The organism is Leptotrichia sp. HMT-225 (assembly GCF_030644325.1).
In the GTDB taxonomy this organism is placed as follows: Bacteria; Fusobacteriota; Fusobacteriia; order Fusobacteriales; family Leptotrichiaceae; genus Leptotrichia; species Leptotrichia massiliensis.
The window spans coordinates 1,591,633-1,608,408 of the sequence record NZ_CP130323.1 but is presented as its reverse complement, the minus strand read 5'-3'; the positions used below and the strand labels follow the sequence as shown (position 1 = coordinate 1,608,408).

The window sequence follows — 16,776 nt, the reverse complement described above, 5'->3', positions numbered from 1 at the left end:
AAATTTAGTTTTTATAAATGTAAAATAAAAAAATTATATTTATGAATAAAAAAACAGATAAATGAGAGGTTTGAGAGTAAAAATAATATTTGTGAAGTTTTGTTTTTAAAGTAATATTATTATAGTTATAAAAAAGTAAAAATAAATTTTGAAGGAGGTTATATCTTGGCAAAAGAAGTTTTACAAAAAATAAAAGATGCTGAAAGTGAATCAGATAAGATTATTGCTGATGCAAATGAAAAGGCAAAAGATATTTTGAAAAATATTGAGCAGAAAATAAAAGATGACAGCGATAAACTAATTTCTGAGACAAATCTTGAAGTAGAAAATTTGAAAAAAGAGTCAATGGATGATGCTGAAAAAAGAGTAAAATCTCTTTTGAGCAGTGAAGAAGAAAATGTAAACAAAATTCTTGAAATTGACGAAAAGAAAATAGATGAAGTTGTTAATTTATTAGCAGAGAGGATTGTGAAATAATGGCAATAGTTAAAATGAGCAAATTTGATTTAGTTGTTTTCGCAGAACAAAGAGCTAAAGTATTAAAGAAACTTCAAAAATTTAAAGAAGTAAATTTTGTAGATATTGAGTTACATGAGGAAAATGGAGAGCTTAGTAAAGATGCTGTTGAAGGTGTTACTAAATATATAAATAATGAAGAGCTGACACACATTGATGAACGTCTTTATCATTTAAGCAATGCAATTTCTCTTATTAAAAAATATGATGAGAGAAAAACACGTTTAAGAGATGTTATTCATGGAAATGAAAATTATACATTTGATGAATTGGCAAAAAAAGCATTGAGTTATGACTGGAAGAAAGTTTCTTCAGAACTGAATAAAATTGGAACACAATATTCACAAATAAAATCGGAAATTTCTAAAAAATACATGCGTTATGATGAAATTGATTTGTGGGAACGACTAGATGTAAATCCTAAAGAATTAAAGAACTTGAAAAAAGTAAATACATTTTTAGGTACAGTGCCAATAAAGTTAAAAGGAAGCTTTATTGATGGCATTTCTGAGCTTAATAAAACTTATTATGAAGAGCTGAAAATAGTAAAAGATGAAGTGTATTATCTTGTAATTTCAAGTATTGATGAAAGTGAAAAGCAAAAGTTGGCTGAAGTTTTTAGAAATAGTAGTTTTACAATGGAAAATCTTGACATTGATGCAGTTCCACAAGATTATAAAAATGAACTGCAAAAGGAAATTTCAGAGTTGAAAAAGGAAAAACGAAGACTAAAAGCTCAAATTAAAACTTATAGTGAAGATTTGACTGATTTACAGGCAGTTTACGAATATATGCAAAATAAAAAGTTAAGAATTGTTGAATCAGAAAAATTAGCACAGACTGAAAATACTATTTTGATAAAAGGATGGATTCCAACTGAAAAAGTAAGTGAATTTGAGAAAGTGATAAAAGATGAGGCTGGGGATAATTATTACTTGACATTTACAGATGCGGATAGGGATGATGCGACAGTGCCTATTAAGCTGAAAAATGGAAAAGTTGCAAGTACATTTGAAAATTTGACTGGAATGTATGCATATCCAAGATATAATGAAATTGACCCAACGCCACTGTTTACGCCGTTTTATATCTTATTTTTTGGAATGATGGGAGCAGATGTAGGTTATGGGCTTGTGTTACTGCTTGCAACAATGTTTGTTTTAAAAGTAGTGAATTTAAGTTCTCAAATGAGAAAATCTATTAAGTTTTTCTTTTATTTAAGTTTTTCTGTTATTTTCTGGGGACTTTTATATGGTTCATATTTTGGAGCGACAATTCCAGGAATGTGGAGATTGGTAGATCCAGCGTCACAATATAACGATTTATTGATAGGTTCAATTGTATTTGGTGTAGTTCATATATTTGTTGGACTGGCAATAAAAGCATATATGTTAATTAGAGATGGTAAATCATTGGAAGCAGTTTATGATGTATTGTTTTGGTATATGGCTCTTATTGGAGGAATGTTATTCCTGATATTTAAGTTAATGAATTTATCAGCAGTTGTGGCAAATGTGTCAATGTGGGTAATGATTGCCGGAATGGCTGGAATCGTACTTACTGGTGGACGTGAAGCTAAAGGAGTAGGTGCAAAATTAGGTGGCGGACTTTACAGCCTTTACGGAATTTCAAGTTATGTAGGAGATTTCGTATCCTATTCAAGACTTATGGCTTTGGGGCTTTCTGGTGGATTTATTGCGTCAGCTATAAATATGATAGCAGGAATGATCGGTGGAAATTGGTTTGGTATGATTTTTATTCCAGTAATACTGATAGTAGGACATTTGTTTAATATGTTCTTATCTTTCTTAGGTGCTTATGTTCATACTTCGAGACTTATGTATGTAGAGTATTTTGGAAAATTTTACGAAGGTGGAGGAAAACCATTTAAAGATTTTAGAACAGAGAATAAATATATAAATCTTGATGATTAATTTTATAATTTAAGTTTAGTAAAAATATTTAACAAATAAAATAGAAAAAAATTAGGAGGAAATAAAATGAATTTTTCACAATTTTTAGTACAAAATGGAGGAATCGTAATGGCGACATTAGGTGCGGCATTAGCGACATTATTAGCAGGTATTGGATCTGCAAAAGGTGTAGGTATCGTTGGGGAAGTAGCTACTGGACTTATGAGTGAGGAACCTGAAAAATTTGGTAAATCGTTAGTATTGCAATTATTACCAGGAACACAAGGGTTATATGGATTCGTTATTGGACTTATGGTGTTAGGAAAATTAAAACCTGAAATGCCTTTACAAACTGGATTAGGAATTTTAATGGCTTGTTTACCAATCGCAATAGCAGGTTATGGTTCGGCAATCGCACAAGGAAGAGTTGCTGCATCTGGTATTAGCTTGCTTGCAAAAAATGAAGAACAAAATACAAAAGGTATTATTTACTCAGTAATGGTTGAAACTTATGCATTATTGGCATTCGTTGTATCAATTATGCTACTAGGAAGATTCTAATTTTAAAAGGGGTAGCTATACCCCTTAAATATGGTAAGGAGTGAATATGTCTAATTTAAATAATTTAACATCAAAAATATTAAATGATGCTAAAGAGGAAGCTGATAAAATTGTAAAAAGTGCTGAGGAAAAAGCAAAGCAAAAATACGATTTGGAAATAAAAAAAGTTGCTTCAAAAAAACAAACGTTACTCGAAAATGCAAGAAGAGAGCGTGAACTGCTTTCTGACAGAATTAAGTCAAGTGCAAATTTAAAGGCTAGAAATGAAAAATTACAGGCAAAACAGATAGTAATTAACAAAGTTATAGATAAATTAAAGGAAAAACTTGTTAATATGAATGAGAGTGATTATATTAATTATTTGAATCAGAATATTGATAAAAGTTCTATAGCTGGAAAAGAGTTAATTGTAAAAAAAGAATTTGCAGATAAAGTGAAACAAGAGTTTTCAACTGCAAAAGTTAAGGAAAATGAGTTTGTAACTTCGGGATTTATTATTGAAGAAAATGGAATTCAGGAAAATTACACTTTTGAAGTGAAACTGGATTTTATGAGAGATGAACTGGAAGTTGAAATTTCCAAACTTCTTTTTTCATAATGTAAATAAAATTTATAGAAATTTAAGTTTTATATTTTCTTTTACAAAATAAATTTTATAATTAACTGGAATTTGTAAACAAGGGAGAAAAAAATGGATAGAATGGATTACGGACAAAGTGTCGTAACTATTAGAGTACTTGAAAAGAGGCTTTTGACTAGAAATAGGCTAGAACGTATGATAGAAGCCGAAACTCCCGAAGAAGTGCTAAAATTATTGGGAGAAACGGAATATTCTCAAGATATGGCTGATATTCAAGGCAGTCAAGATTATGAAACAATACTGAAAAGAGAAACAGAACGTGTTTTTTCTATTGTAAGAAGTATGGTTAAAAATACTGCAATTGTTGATATTTTATCTCTTAAATATGATTATCATAATCTAAAGGTGTTATTAAAAAGTAAAATAACAGGAAAAGATTTTTCAAGTCTGCTTATGCAGGCTGGGACGATTGATGCTGGAAAGTTTAAGACAAAATTTGAATTGCAAAGCAATGATTTGCCACAGGAAATTTTGGATGCGATTAACGAAGTACAGAAGGACTTTGAAGAAAATCATGATCCCCAAAGAATTGATATACTCGTAGATAAACATTATTTTAAAAATTTAACAAGACTATCAAAAGAAATTGATGTTAAAGTTATTACTGATTATGTTGAAGGACTGATTGATTTTCAAAATATGATAACTTTATTTAGAGTGAAAAAACAAAATCGTGATGCAAGATTTTTGGAAACTGTTATTTTTGAAGGTGGAACAATTTCAAAAAATAAAATTGTTGAGTCAATAAATGACAATACAGATACTATTTTGAATAAGTTCAAGAAGGAAAAATTGGGAATATATCTGACAAAAGGACTAGAAGTATTTAGTGAAACAAAAAGATTATCAGAACTTGAAAAAATTTCTGATAATTACTTGATGGAATTAAATAAAGAGTCAAAATATGTTGTATTTGGACCAGAGCCATTATTTACATATCTAGTTGCAAAAGAGCGTGAAATTAATGCAATAAGAATGATAATGGTAAGTAAGATAAACAATATAAGTTCGGATAAAATAAGAGAAAGGTTGCGTGAAACTTATGCATAAAATAGGTGTAGTTGGAGATAAAGATTCTATTTTATCATTTAAAGCATTGGGAATTGACGTGTATCCAGTTATTACAAAAGAAGAAGCAAGAAGTACAATAGATGAAATGGCAAGTAATAACTATGGTATTATCTTTGTAACAGAGCAAGTTGCAGTTATGGTAGAAAGTACTATTGAAAGATACAACCGTGAAGTGCTTCCAGCTGTTATTTTGATTCCGAATAATCAAGGAAGTCTGGGGATTGGGCTTAAAAAGATAGATGAGTACGTTGAAAAAGCGATAGGATCTAATATATTTTAGATGAAAGGAGAAATTCATTGAAAACAGGAAGAATAATAAAAGTATCTGGACCTCTTGTTGTTGCAGAAGGTATGGAAAATGCCAATGTATATGATGTGGTAAGAGTTTCAGAGAAAAAGTTGATAGGTGAAATTATTGAAATGAGAGGCGATCAGGCTTCTATTCAAGTATATGAAGAAACATCTGGAATTGGTCCAGGAGAAGAGGTTTTTACAACTGGAGAGCCTTTGAGTGTTGAATTGGGACCTGGACTTATTGAAGCGATGTTTGATGGAATTCAGCGTCCACTAAAGGAATATCAGGAAATAGCAGGAGATTTTTTGGATAAAGGGGTAGAAGTAAATCCTTTAAATAGAGATAAAAAATGGGAATTTGAGCCTGTTTTATCTACTGGAGCAGAAGTTGAAACTGGAGATATTCTAGGAACAGTTCAGGAAACTTCTGTTGTAAGCCATAAAATTATGGTTCCAGCAGGAATTAAAGGAACTTTGAAAACTATTAAAAGTGGAAGCTACACAGTAGTTGATACAATCGCAGTTATTGAAACAAAAAAAGGTGAATTGGTAGAAGTTCAAATGATGCAAAAATGGCCAGTAAGACGTGGAAGAAAATACAAGCAGAAATTAAATCCAGAAGCACCATTGATTACAGGGCAAAGAGTAATTGACACGTTCTTTCCTGTAACTAAAGGTGGAACGGCATGTGTACCAGGACCTTTTGGATCTGGAAAAACAGTTGTACAGCACCAAATGGCTAAATGGGCAGATGCTGAAATTATAGTGTACGTAGGATGTGGAGAGCGTGGAAATGAGATGACAGACGTTCTTATGGAATTTCCAGAAATAATAGATCCAAAAACAGGACAATCACTAATGAAAAGAACTGTACTTATAGCAAATACTTCAAATATGCCGGTTGCAGCCAGAGAAGCTAGTATTTATACTGGAATTACAATTGCAGAATATTTTAGGGATATGGGATACTCTGTTGCAATAATGGCGGATTCCACTTCAAGATGGGCAGAAGCTCTTAGAGAAATGTCTGGACGGCTTGAAGAAATGCCAGGAGATGAAGGATACCCAGCGTATCTAGGTTCAAGAGCTGCTGAGTTTTATGAAAGAGCGGGGAAAGTAATTTGTCTTGGACAAGATGGAAGAGAAGGAGCACTTACAGTTATCGGAGCGGTTTCTCCTCCAGGTGGAGATATTTCTGAACCAGTATCACAAGCAACACTTCGTATTGTTAAGGTATTCTGGGGATTAGATGCAAATCTAGCGTATAGACGTCACTTCCCAGCAATTAACTGGTTAAATTCATACTCATTGTATCAAGGAAAAGTGGATAATTGGATGGATCAGAATGTAGGACCGAAATTTTCTAAAAATAGAGCACGTGCAATTTCATTATTACAAGAAGAAAACAGTCTACAGGAAATAGTTAGACTGGTTGGTAAGGATACTTTGTCAGAAAAAGATCAGCTTAAACTGGAAATTGCAAAATCGATAAGGGAAGATTACTTGCAGCAAAATGCGTTTATGGAGTCAGATACTTATACTTCGCTTGAAAAACAGGATAAAATGCTTGATATAGTATTGAAATTCTATGATGAGGGATTAAGAGGACTTGAAAATGGAGCTTATTTAAATGAAATCGTTGCAATGCCTGTAAGAGAAAGAATCGCAAGAGCAAAATATTTACCTGAGGCAGAGTTAGGTAAAATTGAAGAAATAGCAAAAGAATTGGAAAAAGAAATTGATGAACTTGTAAATAAAGGAGGTGTAGCAAATGCTTAAGGAATATAAAACTATCAAGGAAATAGTAGGGCCGTTGATGGTTGTTGAAGGTGTTGAAGGAATAAAATACGAGGAACTTGTTGAAATTGAAACACAAAACGGTGAGCTTCGTCGTGGACGTGTGCTTGAAGTAAATGGCGATAAGGCCGTAGTACAGTTATTTGAAAATTCGGCTGGAATTAATTTAAAGGATTCAAAAGTAAGATTTTTGGGTAGACCTTTGTCGCTTGGAGTATCAGAAGATATGATAGGGCGTGTATTTGATGGATTGGGTCGACCAAAAGATAATGGACCAAAAATAATTCCTGAAAAAACATTGGATATAAATGGAACGGCTATAAATCCAGTTGCACGTGATTATCCATCAGAATTTATTCAAACGGGAGTTTCTGCGATTGATGGACTAAACACCCTTGTTAGAGGGCAAAAATTACCAATTTTCTCTGGTTCAGGGCTTCCACATGCAGAATTAGCACTTCAAATCGCAAGACAGGCAAAAGTTTTGGGAACAGATTCAAAATTTGCGGTGGTATTTGGAGCGATTGGAATCACGTTTGAAGAAGCTCAGACATTTACGGAAGATTTTGTAAAAACAGGAGCAATTGACAGGGCGGTATTATTTATGAACTTGGCTAACGATCCTGCAATTGAACGTTTGTCTACACCAAAAATGGCACTTACTTGTGCAGAATACTTGGCATTTGAAAAAGGAATGCACGTACTTGTAATCTTGACTGACTTGACTAACTACTGTGAAGCATTAAGGGAAGTTTCGGCGGCAAGAAAAGAAGTTCCTGGAAGAAGAGGATACCCTGGATACTTGTATACTGACTTATCCACAATTTATGAAAGAGCAGGAAGAATTAAAGGGCGTGAAGGATCAATTACGCAAATACCTATTTTAACAATGCCAGAAGATGATAAGACACATCCAATTCCAGATTTGACTGGATATATTACAGAGGGGCAAATAATCTTGTCAAGAGATTTATACAAACAGAACTTAATGCCTCCAATAAATGTTTTACCATCACTTTCAAGATTGAAGGATAAAGGAATTGGAAAAGGAAAAACTAGAGAAGATCATGCAGATACAATGAACCAATTATTTGCAGCTTATGCAACGGGTAAGGAAGCGAAGGAGCTGGCTGTAATCCTAGGGGAATCAGCATTGTCTGAAACTGATAAGGCGTTTGTTAAATTTACAACTGCATTTGAGGAACAATATGTTGCTCAAGGGTTTGATAATAATAGAACTATTGAAGACACTTTAAATTTAGGATGGGATTTACTCAAAATATTACCAAGAACAGAGTTGAAAAGAATTAGAGACGAATATTTGGAAAAATATTTGCCTGCAGGAGATGAATAAACTATGGCAAGATTAAATGTAAATCCTACAAGAATGGAGCTGAGCCGTTTAAAAATACGTCTAAAAACTGCTAAAAGTGGACATAAACTGTTAAAGGACAAGCAAGACGAACTTATGCGTCAATTCATTATTTTAATAAAACAGAATAGAAAATTGCGTGAAGAAGTGGAAGGGAAATTACAAAATTCATTTAAGGATTTTTTACTTGCAAGAGGTGTAATGTCTGATGAAATGCTTGAAAATGCTATCGCGTATTCAGAAGACAAACTTTTGGCAGATATAAAAACTAAAAATGTAATGAGTGTAATTGTGCCAACAATGACTTTTAATAGAGATATGGAAAATGCAGAAGTATATTATCCTTATGGATATGCTCAAACATCTGCTGATTTAGATGATGCTGTTGATGGCTTGAATCGAGTAATGAAAGACTTGCTGGAACTGGCAGAAATCGAAAAGGCATGTCAGCTTATGGCAGATGAAGTGGAAAAAACAAGACGGCGTGTAAATGCACTGGAATATATGACAATTCCACAGCTTGAAGAAACAATCCGTTATATTCAGATGAAACTTGATGAAAACGAAAGATCAAGCATCACAAGACTTATGAAGGTTAAGGATATGATGGCTGAAAAAGCATAAAATTATAAATTTATTTTGAAATAAAAAAATAGAGTCGCTTAATTGCGGCTCTTTTTATTTTCTTTATGTATTTTGTTTTGAATATTGTCAGACGAATCACCAAAAATATCCCTAAAAAATCCAACTTCCAATTCTCTTGAAAATACATTTTTTAAAATAATCATTACAACAGGTCCTATTAGAAATCCAATTACTCCAAAAATTTTAAAACCTGAATACATTGAAATCAGTGTGATTAATGGATGAACTCCCAAGTTTTGACTTACTAATTTTGGCTCTAGCATTTGTCTCACTGATAAAACAAATAGATAGATTATTATTAACATAATTCCTAATTTAATATCACCTAAAGCAAAAGAAATTATAGCCCATGGGATTAAAATTGTCCCTGCTCCTAAAATTGGTAAAGCATCGATTAGACAAATTATAATTGACATTAGTAAAGGATAAGGAACGTTTAATTTTAGGAATGATAACAAGTTTAACCATATTAAAAGTTCAAAAAAACAAATTGTCATTAAGATAATCTGAGCTTTTATATAAGAGCCAAGAACCGTAAACATGTCTGTTTTAATATTAAAAACCTTATCTAGCCAAGATTTTGGCAACTGTTGTTCTAAAAAAGCTACAATTTTATCTCTGTCAAGACTTATGAAAAAAGTTGCTAAAATTGTTATACAAATATATAAAATCAACGTTGGAATAGAAGTAATGAAATTTATCAATCCTTTTATAAATATTCCAAGCCGTGCAGAACCTGATGAAATAAAGCTGTTTATAGTATCATTTACCTGTCTTGTAAAACCTGAGGGGAAATTTCCTAAGTAAGTATCGATTTTTGTCATATTGTCAGACCATAGTTTTTGTGCCATCTCGCTGTAATTGTTAAGATTTTGTGATAATTTGTAGATTTCACTTATTAACTTTAATGACCCCCATCCAATTGCTCCAAAAAATATAATTAAAAATGTTACAATGGAAATTATTGTTGAAAGCTTTTTTGATAATTTCAATTTTTTTTCTAAAAATCTTGTAAATGGACGTGTTAAGATTGACAAAAATAATGCTATTGTGAATGGAAATAAAAATATTCCTAGCTTAAAAGCTATAAACACCACTAGCAAAATTAAAGCAATATATACAAGAAAATATAATTTTTTGAAGTCAAAATTTTTGTAACTTGTCATAATAAAATACTCCTTTTCTTAACTTGATAATTTATTTTATAGATTATTATATAATAAATGTGTGAAATTGTAAATCTATATTTTCAATAGAATGTATGTTGAATTTTAAAGTATAAATTTAATAACTTGCGAGATAAGATTAAATAATTAAAAATGCTAAATATAAAATCAAAGATTATTTCACTAATAAAATAGTAATTTTTTAAAATATTTGTAATTATAAAAAATATTTTAGAAAAAAAAGCCGTATTTTCAGTATTTATAAGAGGATTTAAAGAATGAAATTAAAAATTTTAAAAAAAGATTTACGTATAGGTATTGACAATAGAAAAAATTAAGGTATACTTAGAACATAAAGGATAAAAAAAGTATTATTTAAGTTTTAGGAGGAGTATTAATGTCAAGAGTGGTATTAAAAAAAGTTGAAAAGCAATATCCAAACGGCTTTAAAGCTGTTCACGGCATAGACTTAGACATAGAAGATGGCGAGTTTATGGTATTTGTAGGGCCGTCAGGATGTGCAAAATCAACTACACTAAGAATGGTAGCAGGGCTTGAAGAAATAACTGGTGGAGAAATATATATAGGTGACAGGCTAGTAAATGACGTTCCACCAAAGGATAGAGGAATAGCCATGGTATTTCAAAATTATGCTTTGTATCCTCATATGACAGTTTATGAAAATATGGCATTTGGACTAAAATTGAAAAAAACACCAAAAGATGAAATTGACAGAAGAGTACGAGAAGCGGCAGAAAAACTTGAGATAACAGATCTTTTGGACAGAAAGCCTAAAGAAATGTCAGGAGGACAAAGACAAAGGGTTGCACTTGGAAGAGCGCTTGTGAGAGAACCAGAAGTATTTTTGTTTGATGAACCGTTATCAAACCTGGATGCTAAATTAAGAGTTTCAATGCGTGTAAGAATAGCACAGCTTCATAAGGAACTGAAAACAACAATGATATATGTTACTCACGATCAGGTTGAAGCAATGACTATGGGTGACAGAATTACAGTATTAAAATCTGGACGAATAATGCAGGTTGATACACCTTTAAATCTATATCATTATCCTGCTAATAAGTTTGTAGCTGGATTTATTGGATCCCCTACTATGAATCTTATAGATGGTGAATTAGTGGAAAGAGAAGGAAAAGTCTACATCGATTTAAATGGAACACAAATTGAAATTGCAAGTGAGAAAGCTGAAAAATTGAAAAACCATATTGGAAAGAAAGTTGTATTTGGAATACGGCCTGAAAATATAACAGTTTCTGAAGTAGAGGACAGTTTTTCAAAAGAGGGAGAAATAAATGTTGTAGAACAAATGGGAAATGAAGAATATATTTATTTTTCACTTAATGATCAGCAATTTACTTGTAGACTAAATTCAAATTTTACGCAAATTAAAAGTAGCAAAACGAAAAAAATATTTAGATTTGATACTTCAAAAGCACACATATTTGATGCAAAAACAGAAGAAAACATAAGTTTATAAAATACTGGTTAACACAATTTATTTATAAATTAAAATATTGTAACTGCTTTATTTAATTTTAAAATAATTAGATTTTTGCAGAAGTTAACGTATATAATAAACTAAAATAAATAGCTAACAAAAAGTTAATTTACTAAAAGGAATAGGATTTTAACATTTTAAGAAAAACAAACGTGTTGAACTTCAATAAATAATTTTAACAAATAAAAAATATAAATTAACAATTCACAACAATCTAAATTTATTTTGTAAATTAACTTTAAATTTAATAAATATAAAATAAAAATTTTTGGAGGATTTTATCATGAAAAAGAAATTACTTTTAGCACTAACAGCATTTTTATTGGCATGCTCATTTGTAAATGCCGAATCATTGGAAGAAAGAGTTGAAAGACTTGAAAGAGAATTAAGAGAAACTAAACAGGAATTAACAAAACAAATAGCTGAAAAACAAGTACCAGCACCAGCTCCTGCACCAGCATTCAGTATGGCAAGTTTAACTGATGGATTTGAATTCCATGGTTATGGGAGAGCAGGACTTCTTATAGATCAACAAGGTGAAAAAGGATCTGCTTTCAAAGTGCAAGATGAAGGATTTGCAAAAAAATATAGACTTGGTAATGAAGATGATACATATGCAGAAATGGAATTAGTGAAAAAATTTGATGTAAACGGAGCACAAGGATCAGTACATTTTATGTTTTCAACAAAAGCAGGTTCAGGAAACGACTATAAAACATGGTCTTCAGCAAATCCAAATGATCCAGGTTCTGAAAATGATTCATTTAAAACTAGACAATTTTATGTTGATATAACACCAAATGGTGGAGCGACATATTGGGCTGGGAAAAGATATTATGCTAGAGAAGACATTCATATAAATGATTATTATATTAAAGACTTCTCAGGAACAGGAGCAGGGGTTCAAAACATAAAACTTGGTTCAGGGACAGCTGATGTTGCAGTAATAGCAACAGATCCTGGAAAACATCCTGAATATACACTTCACACTAAATATTCAGTAGGTTCTTGGGCATTTGAATTAGCAGGACATACAATGAGATCAGATTCTACTGACAGAGATATAGCTGAATGGGGGACACAAGCTGCAATTACTTATAGCTTACCAGGATTCTATGGATTTAAAGACAATGGATTTTCTAAAATTGTATTGCAAGGTGGGGTAGGACTTGGTTCTGCAAGTGGACTTGGAAGTGCTACTTCGTGGGGAGACAGTAGAAAAGATGCTGTGTCTGTAAACTTAATCACATACGGACAAGCAAATCTTTCAGACAGATGGCAAATTATGCCTGAATTAGGGTACAGATATGACAAAAACTTCTGGGGAACAAAAGACCAAAGACAACAATGGGTAACAGCAGGAGTAAGAGTTGCTAATCCAATAACAAGTCATTTTGCTATGCAATATGAAACAGGAATTGACTATGTAAAAGTTCGTAAAGGACAAACAAACTATGATAGCGGACTATTCAAATTAACAGTAGCACCTACTTTGAAACTTGATACAGGAAACTTCTGGGGACGTCCTGAAATTAGAGCATTTGTAACTTATGGACGTGGTTTTGGAGATAAGAAAATCATAAGAACAGACTTAGATGGTAAAGGACATAATAAAGGAGTATTGTTTGGAGTTCAAACAGAAGTTTGGTTCTAATAAAAAATTATTGATTTAAAAACAAATCGGAGGATATAAAAATGAAAAAGATATTTTTAATTATTTCAGCTATGATGATTTTACTTTCTTGTGGAAAAAAAGAAGCTGAAAAAACAGATGGAGGCGGACAAGCTGCACCAGCGACAGAAATAAAACCAGAAAATGGAGCTACTTTAAAAGTTTGGGAATCTAAAGGAAAAGAAGCAGATTGGATAAAATATGTAGCTGAAGAATTTGAAAAAAAATATAATGTAAAAGTAACTTATGAAAATGTAGAAGCACCAGATGTAGTAAAAAAATTACAAACTGAAGGAAAAACAGATTCTGGAGCTGCTGACTTGGTAGTTTTCCCGCATGATAATATAGGAACAGCTGCAAGTGCAGGGTTGTTATTCACATTGGATGATGTACCTGAATTGGTAAATAAAGTGGAACAAGATTTTTATCCAGGAGCTGTAAGTGGATCTAAAGCAATGGACAACAAACACTATGGTGTACCTTTAGCAATGGAAACTTATGCATTGTTCTATAATAAAGACTTATTACCAACAGCACCTGATTCATTTGAAAAATTAATTGAAGCTACAAAATCATTGACTGATAAAGGTGCACAAAAATTTGGAATTTTATTTGAACCAGCGAATTTCTATTTTTCTTACGCATTCCTTTCAGCTGACGGAGGTTATGTGTTTAAAAATGGAACAGATGTTAACGATATGGGACTTAATAATGATGGTGCTGTAAAAGGACTTGAAGCAATGTTAAAATTAAAAGAAATTTCTGCTGATAAAGCTGAAGATGTAAATGGAAATGTTATAAAAGCATTATTTAATGAAGGAAAAGTTGCAGCAGTGATAAATGGACCTTGGTTCTTGAGTGATTTAAAAGATTCTAAAGTAAAATATGGTGTAGTACCATTACCTACAATTAATGGTAAAAAACCTAAATCATTCTCAGGTGTAAGAATATTAGGAATTAATTCTACTACTAAATATCCACAAGCAGCAGTGTTATTCTTACAATTTGCTTCTTCAAAAGAAATGCTTCAAAAAAGATTTGAAATGACAGGGCAAATTCCTCCATTAAAAACTTTTGAACCAACAGACGATATTTCAAAAGCATTCTTAGCACAAATTTCAGTTGCTGAACCAATGCCATCAGTACCTGAAATGGGAGCAGTATGGACACCAATGGGAGCTGCTTTAGGAGATGCTTGGGCAGGAAAAGCACAACCAAAAGTTGCACTTGATAACGCTGTAAAAGCAATTAAAGACCAAGTTGCAGCAACAAAAAAATAAAATAATAAATTAAAAAACTTTTTAGTTAGAGATTTAATAAACAATATATAGTCAAACTGCTTTTTGAACTTTAAGATAAGAAGTAGTTTGGCTAAAATAATTTTATTATTTAAAATTTTTGTATGATTTTAAGATATTTAGACACAAAATAAATATAGAAAGTGTGGAAGTAAAATGAATAAAGAAAAGAAATTTTTAATAGCTTCGGCACTTTTACCGGGAGCTGGGCAATTTCTAGCTGGACATATAGTTAAGGGAGTTCTTTTTGTTATAATGCATTTATTAATGGGAGGAATACTTTTAGCAGGTTTATTTAGCAATGTACTTTACAAATTTGTAAGTTTGGGAGATAAACCTGAAGTACGAACTATATTTAAAACTACAGCTGGAGACAATTCGCTTGATTATCTGGTAAATGGTGCTTTATTTTTTATAATATTAATTTTGTTTACAATTTTTTATGTATATAATTTAAAAGATGCAAAAAAACTTGGGAAATTCATTGATGCAGGAAATAGTTTACCAAAAGGTGAAAAATATAGAGATTATGTAATGGATGAATTTTTTATGCCGACATTTTTAACACCAGGAGCCTTAGGAACAATTTTTATTGTATTCTTTCCTATGCTTTTGACAGTTTTGATAGCATTTACAAACTATTCAGGACCAGATCATCTTCCACCTAAAAATCTGTTTGATTGGGTAGGATTTGATAATTTCGTAAGACTTATAAAATATAAAGAATTATCTAAAACTTTTTTTGTAGTTGCAGGATGGACTCTAGTTTGGGCTATTTTAACTACTATATTTAATTTTGCGGCAGGATTACTTTTGGCAATTATAACTAACAGTAGAAGAATAAAATTTAAAGGGCTTTGGAGAGCAATATTCATACTTCCTTATGCAGTTCCTTCTTTTGTATCGTTATTAGTATTTAGACTTATGTTTAATGGATTAGGACCAATAAATGCTTTGTTGCATACAAATATTCCATTTTTGACTGATCCAACAGGTGCAAAAATAATCGCAATATTGGTAAATACTTGGCTAGGAGCACCATATTTTATGGTATTAATATCAGGAGCATTGACTAATATTTCGAGTTCGTTATATGAGGCAGCAGATATAGATGGAGCGACTGAATGGCAAAAATTTAAAAATATAACATTTCCAATGTTGTGGATTCAACTAGGATCTACAATGATATTGACTTTTGCTTTTAACTTTAATAATTTTGGAGCAATTTATCTGTTGACAAATGGACTTCCAGCAGATTCTAGCCTAAGATATGCAGGACATACCGACATATTAGTATCTTGGATATATAAACTTACAATGGATAATAACTTATTTAGTTTAGCAGCAACAGTAACTATATTTATATTCTTATTTGTAGCAAGTATATCTTTATTAACATTGGCAAGATCTAAAACATTTAATCAGGAGGCGGTGTTGTAAAATGGCAGAAAAAAAAGTAAAATTTGATATATTAACTGTTTTTATATACATATTGCTTGTTGTAATATCACTTATTGTAATATTTCCTGTAATATGGATTGTAGGAGCATCGCTTAGACCTGGTACTTCAATATTTGGAACTGACATTTTTCCAAAACAGATAACTTTTGCTCATTATGCAGAACTATTTAAAACAGATTATCCGAGATGGTATTTAAATACCCTTTTCATAGCGGTAGTAAATATGATAATTTCATTATTTATAACAACGTTAACAGCGTATATTTTTTCAAGATACAAATTTAAAGGGAAAAAGCAGACAATGGTAACAGTTCTTATATTACAAATGTTTCCATCATTTTTGGCAATGACTGCAATATATGCGTTTTTAAAAAGACTTAATTTGGTTGATACATATTTAGGACTTCTTGTAATATATATAGCAGGGCAAATTCCATACAATTCATGGCTTGCAAAAGGATATTTTGATGGAATACCTGCGAGCTTGGATGAAGCGGCAAGAGTTGATGGAGCAGGACCTTTAAGAACATTTTTTCAAATAATTATGCCAGTGGCAAAACCGATATTAGTATTTATTGCATTAATTAATTTTACTGCACCTTGGTTTGATTTTATATTTCCAAAAATGATTCTTTTGAGTCCAGAGAAAAAGACGCTGGCTGTAGGTCTTTTTGAATGGATTTCGGGGCTTAATAATAGTAATTATACATTATTTGCCGCAGGAGCAATACTTGTTGCGATACCGATAACTTTATTGTTTGTACTGTTGCAGAAAAATATTGTAGCTGGACTGTCAGCTGGAGCTTCAAAAGGATAATCTTGATTTTCCAAAACGAAAGGAAGTTAAATCT

Annotated in this window: 15 protein-coding genes; 14 read left to right on the top strand and 1 reads right to left on the bottom strand. The window is 31.5% G+C overall.

Features of this window, described 5'->3' with window-relative positions; genetic code table 11:
• Positions 1-165 precede the first annotated feature (165 nt).
• The 9 genes from QU666_RS07870 to QU666_RS07830 all read left to right on the top strand — a co-directional run bounded on the left by QU666_RS07870 (position 166) and on the right by QU666_RS07830 (position 8,788).
• Entirely contained in the window at positions 166-477 is a 312-nt protein-coding gene (locus QU666_RS07870) for a hypothetical protein (RefSeq protein WP_021769339.1), read from the top strand.
• Positions 477-2,450 (top strand): V-type ATP synthase subunit I, encoded by a 1,974-nt coding sequence (locus tag QU666_RS07865; RefSeq protein ID WP_021769340.1) that lies wholly within the window; start codon positions 477-479, stop codon positions 2,448-2,450. The genes QU666_RS07870 and QU666_RS07865 overlap by 1 nt, the downstream gene beginning before the upstream one ends.
• A 66-nt stretch (positions 2,451-2,516) precedes the next feature.
• Entirely contained in the window at positions 2,517-2,990 is a 474-nt protein-coding gene (locus QU666_RS07860) for a V-type ATP synthase subunit K (RefSeq protein ID WP_006803739.1), read from the top strand.
• Positions 2,991-3,036: 46 nt separating this feature from the next.
• Complete coding sequence (locus QU666_RS07855; RefSeq protein WP_021769341.1) at positions 3,037-3,588, top strand: V-type ATP synthase subunit E; 552 nt, start codon at positions 3,037-3,039, stop codon at positions 3,586-3,588.
• A 93-nt stretch (positions 3,589-3,681) separates the two neighbouring features.
• Positions 3,682-4,680 carry a V-type ATP synthase subunit C gene (locus QU666_RS07850; RefSeq protein WP_021769342.1) on the top strand — a complete coding sequence of 333 codons (999 nt, stop codon included), beginning with the start codon at positions 3,682-3,684 and terminating at the stop codon, positions 4,678-4,680.
• Positions 4,673-4,981 carry a V-type ATP synthase subunit F gene (locus tag QU666_RS07845; protein WP_021769343.1) on the top strand — a complete coding sequence of 103 codons (309 nt, stop codon included), beginning with the start codon at positions 4,673-4,675 and terminating at the stop codon, positions 4,979-4,981. The genes QU666_RS07850 and QU666_RS07845 overlap by 8 nt, the downstream gene beginning before the upstream one ends.
• A 17-nt stretch (positions 4,982-4,998) precedes the next feature.
• The gene (locus QU666_RS07840; protein WP_021769344.1) at positions 4,999-6,774 is read left to right on the top strand and encodes a V-type ATP synthase subunit A; all 1,776 of its coding nucleotides are present in this window, start codon (positions 4,999-5,001) and stop codon (positions 6,772-6,774) included.
• Positions 6,767-8,146 (top strand): V-type ATP synthase subunit B, encoded by a 1,380-nt coding sequence (locus QU666_RS07835; RefSeq protein WP_021769345.1) that lies wholly within the window; start codon positions 6,767-6,769, stop codon positions 8,144-8,146. Before QU666_RS07840 ends, QU666_RS07835 begins: the two co-directional genes overlap by 8 nt.
• Before the next feature lie 3 nt (positions 8,147-8,149).
• Positions 8,150-8,788, top strand: a complete 639-nt coding sequence (locus QU666_RS07830; RefSeq protein WP_021769346.1) for a V-type ATP synthase subunit D — start codon at positions 8,150-8,152, stop codon at positions 8,786-8,788.
• Between the two features lie 38 nt (positions 8,789-8,826).
• Here QU666_RS07830 and ytvI read toward each other — a convergent pair whose 3' ends face one another.
• Complete coding sequence (gene ytvI / locus QU666_RS07825) at positions 8,827-9,975, bottom strand: sporulation integral membrane protein YtvI (RefSeq protein ID WP_021769347.1); 1,149 nt, start codon at positions 9,973-9,975, stop codon at positions 8,827-8,829.
• 397 nt (positions 9,976-10,372) lie between these two features.
• On the opposite strand from ytvI, the gene QU666_RS07820 reads away from it, so the two are divergent.
• The 5 genes from QU666_RS07820 (at position 10,373) to QU666_RS07800 (ending at position 16,742) form a co-directional block, all read left to right on the top strand.
• Positions 10,373-11,473, top strand: coding sequence for an ABC transporter ATP-binding protein (locus QU666_RS07820; protein ID WP_021769414.1), 1,101 nt, complete (start codon positions 10,373-10,375; stop codon positions 11,471-11,473).
• Between the two features lie 304 nt (positions 11,474-11,777).
• The gene (locus QU666_RS07815) at positions 11,778-13,148 is read left to right on the top strand and encodes a carbohydrate porin (protein WP_021769415.1); all 1,371 of its coding nucleotides are present in this window, start codon (positions 11,778-11,780) and stop codon (positions 13,146-13,148) included.
• Between the two features lie 41 nt (positions 13,149-13,189).
• Entirely contained in the window at positions 13,190-14,446 is a 1,257-nt protein-coding gene (locus QU666_RS07810) for a maltose ABC transporter substrate-binding protein (protein WP_021769416.1), read from the top strand.
• A 174-nt stretch (positions 14,447-14,620) separates the two neighbouring features.
• Positions 14,621-15,904 carry a carbohydrate ABC transporter permease gene (locus QU666_RS07805; RefSeq protein ID WP_021769417.1) on the top strand — a complete coding sequence of 428 codons (1,284 nt, stop codon included), beginning with the start codon at positions 14,621-14,623 and terminating at the stop codon, positions 15,902-15,904.
• A gap of 1 nt (position 15,905) precedes the next feature.
• Entirely contained in the window at positions 15,906-16,742 is an 837-nt protein-coding gene (locus tag QU666_RS07800) for a sugar ABC transporter permease (RefSeq protein ID WP_021769418.1), read from the top strand.
• Positions 16,743-16,776 lie beyond the last annotated feature (34 nt).

Excerpts from the sequence above, each read along its gene's own strand:
- QU666_RS07865 (WP_021769340.1), top strand. The coding sequence starts at position 477 with ATGGCAATAGTTAAAATGAGCAAATTTGATTTAGTTGTTTTCGCAGAA.
- QU666_RS07860 (WP_006803739.1), top strand. The coding sequence starts at position 2,517 with ATGAATTTTTCACAATTTTTAGTACAAAATGGAGGAATCGTAATGGCG.
- QU666_RS07855 (WP_021769341.1), top strand. The coding sequence starts at position 3,037 with ATGTCTAATTTAAATAATTTAACATCAAAAATATTAAATGATGCTAAA.
- QU666_RS07850 (WP_021769342.1), top strand. The coding sequence starts at position 3,682 with ATGGATAGAATGGATTACGGACAAAGTGTCGTAACTATTAGAGTACTT.
- QU666_RS07845 (WP_021769343.1), top strand. The coding sequence starts at position 4,673 with ATGCATAAAATAGGTGTAGTTGGAGATAAAGATTCTATTTTATCATTT.
- QU666_RS07835 (WP_021769345.1), top strand. The coding sequence starts at position 6,767 with ATGCTTAAGGAATATAAAACTATCAAGGAAATAGTAGGGCCGTTGATG.
- QU666_RS07830 (WP_021769346.1), top strand. The coding sequence starts at position 8,150 with ATGGCAAGATTAAATGTAAATCCTACAAGAATGGAGCTGAGCCGTTTA.
- ytvI (WP_021769347.1), bottom strand. The coding sequence starts at position 9,975 with ATGACAAGTTACAAAAATTTTGACTTCAAAAAATTATATTTTCTTGTA.
- QU666_RS07820 (WP_021769414.1), top strand. The coding sequence starts at position 10,373 with ATGTCAAGAGTGGTATTAAAAAAAGTTGAAAAGCAATATCCAAACGGC.
- QU666_RS07815 (WP_021769415.1), top strand. The coding sequence starts at position 11,778 with ATGAAAAAGAAATTACTTTTAGCACTAACAGCATTTTTATTGGCATGC.
- QU666_RS07810 (WP_021769416.1), top strand. The coding sequence starts at position 13,190 with ATGAAAAAGATATTTTTAATTATTTCAGCTATGATGATTTTACTTTCT.
- QU666_RS07805 (WP_021769417.1), top strand. The coding sequence starts at position 14,621 with ATGAATAAAGAAAAGAAATTTTTAATAGCTTCGGCACTTTTACCGGGA.
- QU666_RS07800 (WP_021769418.1), top strand. The coding sequence starts at position 15,906 with ATGGCAGAAAAAAAAGTAAAATTTGATATATTAACTGTTTTTATATAC.